Raw genomic sequence first — 9,289 nt, 5'->3', positions numbered from 1 at the left:
TACTCAACGGAAAGCGAAAAATGTCATTTTCACTTCCCTCACAAATCTTCGATTTGAGCGCCCCTAAGCGGGCGCGTTGATGACTTCTTACGAAATCATCAATTTTTATAGGGTCGTAAAAAGTCCATCCATGGCTTTTTACTCAACGGAAAGCGAAAAATGTCATTTTCTCTTTCCTCACAAATCTTCGATTTGAGCGCCCCCTAATGGGCGCGTTGATGACTTCTTACGAAATCATCAATTTTTATAGGGTCGTAAAAAGTCCATTGATGACTTTTTGCAAAGTCATCAAGATTATTGGCTAAATAGCACAACCCTTGCCGGAGCGCCATCGGCCCCGGAGATTTTAAGGGGCAGCGCGACCATGTGGTACATACCCGCGGGCACCCCCCGCAGGTCCAGCCCCTCCACGATCACCACCCCCTGGGTAAGAAGGATTCGGTGCACTTTGTCGCCCTTGCCGAATTCGGCCACTGACAGATAATCGATACCGATCAGCCGGATTCCCATATCCACCAGAAACTTGGCGCCGTCGGACGCGAGACAGGAGTATGACTCATTAAACTCGGCTTTCCCCAAAAGATCGACATTGTCCGTCTTCAGGATAAGCCTGTGAACGCCCGCCGGAATATGGGCGTTTTTCAGGTCATTCTCGCCGATCATTTTTACCCCCCGCACCTCCACCACCAGCGTCGGGCCCACCATCAGCGAGGGAGAGATGGTATCAATGCCGCCCGCCCCATCGACAAAATGAACCGGCGCGTCCATGTGGGTCCCCGTGTGGGCGCTCATGTCCAGTCTGGTCAGGTTCAGCCGGTCGCCGCGGCTCATTGACTTGACCCTCTGGACCTTTACCGGTGCGTCTCCGGGCCAGGAAACCATCCCATCCCTGATGCTCATTGAAACATCGTAGATCCGTCTGGTTTTCATGTCCGATCCCCCTTTTTAATAAAAACGAGCAGGACCAAAAAGTTCATCGACGCCGCATATAGTACGGTATCGGAACGGGGAGGTCAAAGGGGGAAAATCCAACAGGGGAAAAATCCAACGACAAGGGAGAAAAGCTAATTTAACACAGGGTACACAGGGTTATTAAACAGGGTAAAACCAGTTATTTTTTATTCAGGCTACACTCTTAAAAACCCTCTTTTAAAACCCTGTGGAGCAGCCTTTAATCCGGCTGCGCTGTGATGAGTTAGCTTTGGACCTTGACCTCACTCTCTCTAAGACTATGGATGACAAGTGCAGTAACGGCAAAGAACGGCAAGCATTGGCCGGCTAAACCGGGATTAAAAAGGGGCTCTGGAAGGAGCCCCTTGAACTGCTGTTTTTGCCGGTTCGCCGGATACCGGCTATTTTTTGAGAGCGATAAAGATTGTCCTCCCCGCCCTGTTGATCAGGAACAGGATCGAATCCTTATCCTTGGCCTTCTCGATAAGGCCGTTTAACCCATCGACGTTTTCTACCTTCTTCCGGTTGACCTCCAGGATTACGTCGCCCCTGCGAAGACCGGCATCCTTAGCCGGGCTATCGGGCTCCACGGATGTAATGACAACCCCTTCCGCGGCCTTAAGACCCAGTTTCTCGGCAATAGCGGGGGTAACATTCTGAAGGGTAAGTCCCAGATTGGTCTGGAGCGATTTGTCCGGCTCCCCGGCCCCAACGACCTCATTCTCAGGCTTCATCTCTTCCAGGACCAGGTGAAAAGTCATCTTTTTGCCGTGGCGCAGGGCAACCAGGTCCACTTTTCTGCCCACGGGAAGGTAGGCCACCATGGTTGGAAGCTCATGCTGGCTTTCGACCTTCTGATCGTTGAACCGGATGATCACGTCGCCCCGCTCTATTCCGGCCTTATCCGCGGGTCCGTTCTTGACAACATCGGCCACAAGGGCGCCCTTCCGGGACTTCAAATCCAGGCCCTTTTGAATTTCGGGGGTTATCTGTTGAATCAGGACACCCAGCCAGGCACGGGTCACTTTGCCATTATCCTTGAGCTGGGAGACGATACTCTTGACAAGGTTGATGGGGATAGCGAACCCGATCCCCTGGTTGCCGCCGCTTCGGGTATAGATGGCGGAATTGATCCCGATAACGTTGCCGGAGGTATCAAACAAGGGTCCGCCGCTGTTACCCGGGTTTATGGCGGCGTCGGTCTGGATGAAGTCATCATAGGGTCCGGCCCCCAGCTCACGCCCCTTGGCGCTGATGATGCCGGCCGTCACCGTGTGCCCCAGTCCAAAGGGGTTGCCGATGGCAACGACCCAGTCACCAACCCTCATGGCATCGGAATCTCCCAGGCGGCATATGGGAAGGTCCTTCTTCGGTTTGATCTTGATGAGTGCGATATCGGTCTTCTTGTCCTTGCCGATAACCTTTGCTGGATATTCATCCCCTCCCGCGAGAATGACCACGATCTCGTCTGCATCGTCAACCACGTGGTTGTTGGTGACGATATAACCATCCTTCGTAATGACAAAGCCGGACCCCAAGGCCCTCTTTTTGAACTGGTGCCCTTTGGGTCCGCCGAAAAAACGCTTGAAAAACTCATCCCCGAAAAAATCACGGAAGGGATTGTTCTCGCCGAAGGGGTTCTGCATCTGAGTGCCGTTGCCGTTGCTCTTAATAACGGTCGCGGTGCTGATATTGACAACCGCCGGGCCCTGTTTTTCCGCCAGGTCGGCAAATGAACCGGGGCGGTCCGCCTTTGGAGTGGTGACCCCGTCGGTCCAGAGGTTGTTTGTACCCGCCTTGATAGACGGGGTAAGGGATAGCTGTGATGCCACAACCAGACCTATTACCAGAAACACGACCGCAACCAGGCCTAACGTTGCTCGCCGGAACATTGTTTTCATTGTTCCAATCCTCCTCTTTCTATTTTCTCTCCCCTCGGGTGATTTTGTCCATTTAGGTCGTCCTGTGGCTCCTGGCCAGGATTCTTAGGCGTTCAATCCGCTTTTCCACCGGGGGATGGGTCGAGAAAAGCCCCAGCACCCCCTTGCCTGAGAACGGCTTTACTATAAACATGTGGGAGGTCTCCGGCCTGGCGGGCAGGGGGACGCTTTTGGAAGCCGTTGAGAGCTTCTCCAAGGCCGATGCCAGGGCCAGGGGGTTGCCGTTGATCCGGGCGCCTGTCTCGTCCGCCTGAAACTCCCTCGATCGGGAGATGGCCATCTGTATGAGGAGAGCCGCAACGGGCGCCAGGATGGCGGTGGCAAAAAGGGCGGCGGGATTGCTGTCATCATCCCCCCCCCTTCCCAGGAAGAAGGACCAGCGTGCCATATTGGCAAGCAGCATTATTGCGCCGGCCAGTGTTGCCGCCATGGATGATATGAGAATATCACGATGGCCGACATGGGCCAGTTCGTGCCCGATTACCCCCGCCAACTCCTCATCAGAAAGGAGCTGCCTGATGCCGTCAGTCACGGCCACAACGGCATGCTCCGGATTCCGCCCCGTGGCAAACGCGTTTGGCGAAGGGCTGGGGACATGATAGACGCGGGGCATGGGAAGGCCCGCGCGGGTGGAAAGATCTCTGACGATGGAGTAAAGGGCGGGATCTTCCGCCTCCGTAACGGGCTTGGCCTTGTAAAGGGCCAGGACGATACGGTCGGAGAACCAGTAGCTGCCGAAGTTCAGGACGATGGCAAACCCGAACGCGAAGATCATTCCCGATCGCCCCCCGAACAGGGAGCCCAGTAGCATAAGAAGGCCTGTCATCGCACCCAGAAGAAGTGCCGTTTTAGCTGCGTTTTTCATGGTATTAGTCGTACCTCCGTATAGTGGCTTGATGACTTTTCACGAGGTCATCAAACATTTTCCCCTCCACAAGGAAGTCACTTCTTCTCTTTTTTGCCTCTCCTGCCCATGGCCAGAAACCGCTCCCCGGGTCCCAAAGCCATGGGAAAGTTATCCTCCCCCAGAAGCTCCAGAAGATCACGGGACACCTGTTTCCTGATAAAATCCAAAATCTCGTCGACCTCCCGCCGCATCTGATCCATCTTGTCCCTCATATCGAGGATAACGTCGATGCCGGCAAGGTTGATCTCAAGGTCACGCTCCAACCTGAGGATCATCTCCAAACGCTCAAACTGCTCAAGGCTTATTACCCTCTCGCCCTGGACGCGCTCCAGAACGATGAGGCCTTCACTTTCGATGGCCTCCAGGTCAGCGGGGAGAATCCCCAGACGTCGGCAGGTTTCCGGTAGAGTGAATATCTCTTTTCTATCTTTCATATTCTACCACAATCCTTTTCGAGGGTCCACATTAAGAACTTTATCGAGATCTTTAATAAGGTCCGCAGCCTTGCCTTTGGGTGCCTTGGGCACCTTAATTTTTATGATGGCATAGAGATTACCCTTTCCCCTGCCCTTGAGACGGGGGAAGCCTTTACCCTTGAGGCGGAGTTTCTGCCCGCCCTGGGTTCCGGCAGGAACGGTAAGCAGGGTTGTCGTCCCATCCGGAAGGGGAATGGATATACGGTCGCCCATGGCCGCCTCGCGTATACTCAGGGGAAGGTCCAGGTACACGTCCGCCCCTTCCCTTCGGAAGAATCTGTGGGGAGCCACCTCAACGGTGATATATAGATCACCGGGGGGGGCGCCACCACTGCCGGCATTTCCCTTGCCCGCAACACGAACTTTTGAGCCCGTGTCCACGCCCGCCGGAATCTTTACCCGGATCTTCTCCTGTTTTCTCAGGCTGCCGCTCCCCCCGCAGTTCGTACAGGGTCTGGCAATGATTCTGCCGGTCCCGTGGCACTGGGAACAGGCGTGAGCGAACTGGATGGGACCTTGAGCGATCTTCTCCTGTCCAGTCCCGCCGCAGCGGGGGCAGGATGCGGTGGAAGAACCCGGTTCACTTCCCTTCCCACGACATCTGTCACAGACCGCTGAGTGGGAAAAAGAAACGGGAACTTCCGTACCCTTGAAAGAGTCCTCGAAAGAAATCCTCAGAGAATAACCTAGATCATCGCCCCTGACGGGACCCTGTCTTCGTGACCGGCCGAGGAGATCGCCGAAAAGGTCCTCGTAAACGTGGAACCCACCGGCTCCTCCACCGGACCCGGACCCCGGCTCTCCGGCCGTTCCAAAGCCGAAATTTGAGAAATCGAAACCTCCCTGTCCGGCGCCCGGGGCAGCGTGGCCTAACCGATCATACTCCGCCCGTTTTTCCTTGTCGCTGAGAACGGCGTAGGCCTCGCTGAGTTCCTTGAACCTCGCCTCGGCCTTCTTGTCGCCTGGATTGACGTCGGGATGATATTTGCGTGCCAGACGCCGGTAGGTTTTCTTGATCTCGGCATCGGAGGCGGATCTGGAAACACCAAGGACATCGTAGAAATCCTTCATTATCAGGAGATCTCGATCTTTTTCGGTTTGGCCGCTTCTACTTTGGGAAGTGTGATCTCAAGGATTCCACTCTGGTATGACGCCTTGATTCCATCTACCTGAACCGGAACGCTCAGGATGAAGGACCTTCGAAACCTTCCGTAGGACCTCTCGATCCTGTGGTAGTGTTCCCTGGCCACGTCCTTTTCGAAGGGCCTCTCCCCCTGAATCACCAGGACATCGTCCTTGACCTCCACGGAAATACGATCCTTATCGACTCCCGGCACCTCCACATTTACCAGGATGTCGTCCTGGGTCTCGTAAATATCCACAGGAGGCGCCCAGGTCGAAGACTCGAATTCTTCTTCCAGGTCCCCACGGCCGGTATCTCCCTGAAAGACACGGTTCATACGATCGTGCAGCGCCATCAACTCTTTAAACGGTTCCCTTGCAATAGCCATCTTCAAACCTCCCTTTTGCAATAGCGATGGTAGCAATGATGGACTCGCAACGCCCCCACCCCCGCCCAGTAAAATGACTCGAAGAGACTTTTTACTAGGTCGTCGATAATGTACCATGGAAAATCTAATTCCGACCATGATCATGTCAAGGGGGGAAAACCGTATCGAAAGTGGTGTTCTTCCGGATCGGCGTAAAAAAACAGGCCACTCCGGCCCCCCGATCGTGGGCCGAGCTAAGCCAATTACGAATTTCGGGCCCTACCGTTGACAAGACAGCCTGAATGTCATAGTTTCAGAGGCTGCGCGGAGGAGGGGCCACCCTCCCCCGCCGGGGGAAAAAGACTAAGAAGGACTTTTTACGAAGGTGTCAACATTGATGGACTCGCAAAAAGTCCATCAATGCGTCCGGGGAGGACGCCCAAATCAATGGCTTGCAACGCAAGTCGTTGATTTGTAAGGAAAGTGAAAATGACACTTTTCGCTTTCCGTGGAGCAAAAAGCCGCGAATGGACTTTTTGCGAGGTTATCAAAATTGGGGAGTCGTCTAATGGCAGGACAACGGATTCTGGTTCCGTATGTGGGGGTTCGAATCCTCCCTCCCCAGCCAATCGCCGGCCCCATCGTCTAACGGTTAGGACGCCAGCCTCTCACGTTGGTAATACGGGTTCGAATCCCGTTGGGGTCACCAAAAACCTCGGTGTCAAACCGAGGTTTTTTGGAGTCCAGAGTCCAGAGTCCAGAGGGATAGACCAGTTCAACGTTCAACAGGATAAAGAACGTTCAACGTTCAAGGTTCAATGTTCAACGTTCAATGGGCGCAGAACGTTCAATCCTATCAGGGTCCAGCACCAATCCTTTCAAAAGTGTGAAAGGTGAGCCTGTCAGCCGAAGCCTCGTGCGAAGGTTGGAACTGACCCCACGGGTTTGCCCATTACACCCTATCGGGTATAGTTTATGACTGCAACCGGGCTAATTACCCCCTAAAGGGTATAGTTTTTAATTATTTGCATTGACGTTATACCCGACAGGGTGTAATGTTCGCGTATTCCTGATGTTATTATACCCGAAGGGGTATATCGCAATAGATAAATACGGGGTGTACTGATATGACCATTGGACAAAAAGTAAAAGAGTTGAGAAGGCGCGCAGGGCTTACCCAGGAGGAGTTGGCCACAAGAAGTGGTGTCGGCCTGAGATTCGTTCGGGAACTCGAGCAGGGGAAGAAAACCGTACGCGTGGACAAAGTCGACCAGGTGCTGGCGCTGTTCGGGTATCACCTGGAACCTGTCAAGGGTCAGATCTAAATGGAAGATCGCGGCCGAAGAGCTGTCGTGATGTTTAAAAACCGCCGGGCCGGCATCATCGAGAAGATCCCTGCAGGCTATCGCTTTACGTACGATTCCGACTTTCTGCCCGATGGGGATCCCATCGCCGTTTCATTCCCTCTCCAGGCCGAGCCGTTTGAAAGCGAGGACCTGTTTCCCTTTTTCAAAGGTCTCCTGCCCGAGGGCTGGTACAGGGAGATCGTTTCCAGGACGCTCAAGATAGACAAGGAGGACCTGTTTGGATTTCTGATGAATGCCTGTGAGGACACAATAGGCGCCGTGTGGATAAGGAAAGAATCATGAATTGCGGGATTTGCGCCAACAAAGGCGGGGAGGAACAGGGGTACCACCGGAAGTGCTTGAGAGCGCTTTTCGACAAGTCCGCTCTTCCTTCAATCGGTCTCAAACTGTCCGACGTTCCTCTGGAGGCCCAGAAGATGGCAGGAAAGATGTCCATCTCGGGCGTTCAGCCGAAACTCATCATGTCCCTGGAAAAGGGAAACCTGGTACCTGTCTCTTCCGGCGGACTGTATATCCTCAAACCACAGACGGAAGCTTTCCGCCGCCTTCCGGAAAACGAAAACACCTGCATGAACATCACCCGGGGACTCAGGATAGACGTCCCGCCACACGGCCTGTTCAAACTGAAAGACGGCACCATGGCCTATGTCGTCCGACGCTTTGACCGCTCTTCTACCGCCGAAAGAAAACGGTGCGAGGACTTTTCACAGATACTGGGGCTCGACAAATACACCGGATCCGTCGAACAGGTCGGGCGCAAACTAAGGGAGGTGTCGGAATTCCCGGGGATCGACGCGCAGTTGTTGTTTGAGAGAGTCCTTTTGAGTTTCCTCGTGGGAAACGGAGACGCGCATCTGAAGAATTATTCCATCCTCGAGGATGACAGCGGGAAACTCAGGCTGTCGCCGGCCTACGATATCGTCTGTTCGAAACTGGTTATCCCGGATGAGGAGGATTCAGCGCTCACTATCAACGGAAAGCATAACAGGATAACCAGGGCCGACTTTGAAAAGCTGTCTGAATATCTCCAGATCCCGAAAAAGGCAGCCGCGGATATCTTTACGAGAATGTCCGCGGTGAAAGGCATGGCTGAAGATGAGAGCGACCGCTCACAGCTCAGTGATGAAGACAGGGAAACATTTTTAACAATAGTCGAAGAACGATTTTCCCGAATTTATCCCACCTGACCAAAATCCAATGGTAGACCCCCGACCCACACACTTTCAGGTTCAACGTTCAATGGGACCCGATCAGTCCAGGGTCCAGAGTCCAGAGGGATAGACCAGGTTCAACGTTCAACGTTCAATGTTCAACAGGATAAAGAACGTTCGATCCTATCAGGGTCTGGCACCAATCCTTCAATCCTTCTAGCAGATGCACCTCAAAACCATGATGTTCATGTATTTGAAGCCAAGGTCGGATTACTCGTAAGTACTTCGGGAAAAGCGTCCAGAAAAGGCTATGGATTGTTGCCCAAAAGTGTGAAAGGTGAGCCTGTCAGCCGAAGCCTCGTGCGAAGGTTGGAACCGACCCCGCGGGTTTGTCTCTGTGCTGGAAGAATGCTGGGAGAATGTGCCTTGCTCTGTTTTTAGAGTGTACGACCATCCATTACAGCTGAATGATATACAAATAACTCGTGTCGGGTTTTTCCATCGGGAGTGATAACAACTCTGTCCCATGGTTTGTCTAAATAGCAACAACACGCTATGTCCACTACCTCACCCTTCAAATATGTTTCACCAGAGACCTCGACTGTTATTGTCCTACCGATATCAATCACACCATTAACCGTAGCATTAAACGGCTGGTCTGGCTGTATTTTGTCGGCTAAGCAAGATGGTATTGTTGACATAAAGACAACGGTAGAAACACCTTTTAAAAATTCCCTCCGAGAAATATCCATTTGGGGTCACCAATAAAAACCTCAGTTGTCCTGATTTGGCGCTGCCTTCCCCGCAGGGGTCTGGCACCAGGCCTTGAGGCCTTGGCACCATATACTCAAATTATCGACTTCAAAACCTGAGGAAATGAGGTATGGCCCCCCGAGTTGCCCTACACTTGCATTGTGTGTCATAGAAGAGTTACTTTAAGAACTGCTGGGGGTGCTCGCCAAATACAAATTTTCAAGGTGTCCCCATTTGGTCTAGGATTTCCGAAA

Annotated in this window: 9 protein-coding genes and 2 tRNA genes; 5 read left to right on the top strand and 6 right to left on the bottom strand. The window is 53.2% G+C overall.

The features are described 5' to 3' along the window. Positions 1-294: 294 nt before the first annotated feature. The 6 genes from GXP52_07745 to GXP52_07720 all read right to left on the bottom strand — a co-directional run bounded on the left by GXP52_07745 (position 295) and on the right by GXP52_07720 (position 5,785). Entirely contained in the window at positions 295-930 is a 636-nt protein-coding gene (locus GXP52_07745; protein NOY87173.1) for a cyclase family protein, read from the bottom strand. Positions 931-1,352: 422 nt separating this feature from the next. Next, positions 1,353-2,852, bottom strand: coding sequence for a DegQ family serine endoprotease (locus GXP52_07740; GenBank protein ID NOY87172.1), 1,500 nt, complete (start codon positions 2,850-2,852; stop codon positions 1,353-1,355). A gap of 52 nt (positions 2,853-2,904) precedes the next feature. Further along, positions 2,905-3,756 (bottom strand): zinc metalloprotease HtpX, encoded by an 852-nt coding sequence (locus GXP52_07735; protein NOY87171.1) that lies wholly within the window; start codon positions 3,754-3,756, stop codon positions 2,905-2,907. A 77-nt stretch (positions 3,757-3,833) separates the two neighbouring features. Continuing rightward, positions 3,834-4,232 (bottom strand): hypothetical protein, encoded by a 399-nt coding sequence (locus GXP52_07730; protein ID NOY87170.1) that lies wholly within the window; start codon positions 4,230-4,232, stop codon positions 3,834-3,836. A gap of 3 nt (positions 4,233-4,235) precedes the next feature. Continuing rightward, entirely contained in the window at positions 4,236-5,345 is a 1,110-nt protein-coding gene (gene dnaJ, locus GXP52_07725; GenBank protein ID NOY87169.1) for a molecular chaperone DnaJ, read from the bottom strand. Between the two features lie 2 nt (positions 5,346-5,347). Beyond that, positions 5,348-5,785, bottom strand: coding sequence for an Hsp20/alpha crystallin family protein (locus tag GXP52_07720; protein NOY87168.1), 438 nt, complete (start codon positions 5,783-5,785; stop codon positions 5,348-5,350). Between the two features lie 533 nt (positions 5,786-6,318). On the opposite strand from GXP52_07720, the gene GXP52_07715 reads away from it, so the two are divergent. The 5 genes from GXP52_07715 to GXP52_07695 all read left to right on the top strand — a co-directional run bounded on the left by GXP52_07715 (position 6,319) and on the right by GXP52_07695 (position 8,318). Continuing rightward, positions 6,319-6,392 (top strand) — tRNA-Gln (locus GXP52_07715). A gap of 6 nt (positions 6,393-6,398) precedes the next feature. Beyond that, positions 6,399-6,473, top strand: a tRNA-Glu gene (locus GXP52_07710). Between the two features lie 418 nt (positions 6,474-6,891). Beyond that, on the top strand, positions 6,892-7,089 hold the full coding sequence (locus GXP52_07705) for a helix-turn-helix transcriptional regulator (protein NOY87167.1): 198 nt from the start codon (positions 6,892-6,894) through the stop codon (positions 7,087-7,089). After that, positions 7,090-7,413: a phosphatidylinositol kinase gene (locus GXP52_07700; GenBank protein NOY87166.1), complete on the top strand. Its 324-nt coding sequence runs from the start codon at positions 7,090-7,092 to the stop codon at positions 7,411-7,413. It abuts the gene before it with no gap. Further along, the gene (locus tag GXP52_07695) at positions 7,410-8,318 is read left to right on the top strand and encodes a HipA domain-containing protein (protein NOY87165.1); all 909 of its coding nucleotides are present in this window, start codon (positions 7,410-7,412) and stop codon (positions 8,316-8,318) included. The genes GXP52_07700 and GXP52_07695 overlap by 4 nt, the downstream gene beginning before the upstream one ends. Positions 8,319-9,289 lie beyond the last annotated feature (971 nt).

The organism is Deltaproteobacteria bacterium (assembly GCA_013151915.1).
In the GTDB taxonomy this organism is placed as follows: domain Bacteria; phylum BMS3Abin14; class BMS3Abin14; order BMS3Abin14; family BMS3Abin14; genus BMS3ABIN14.
This window is presented reverse-complemented; position numbering and strand designations above follow the sequence as displayed.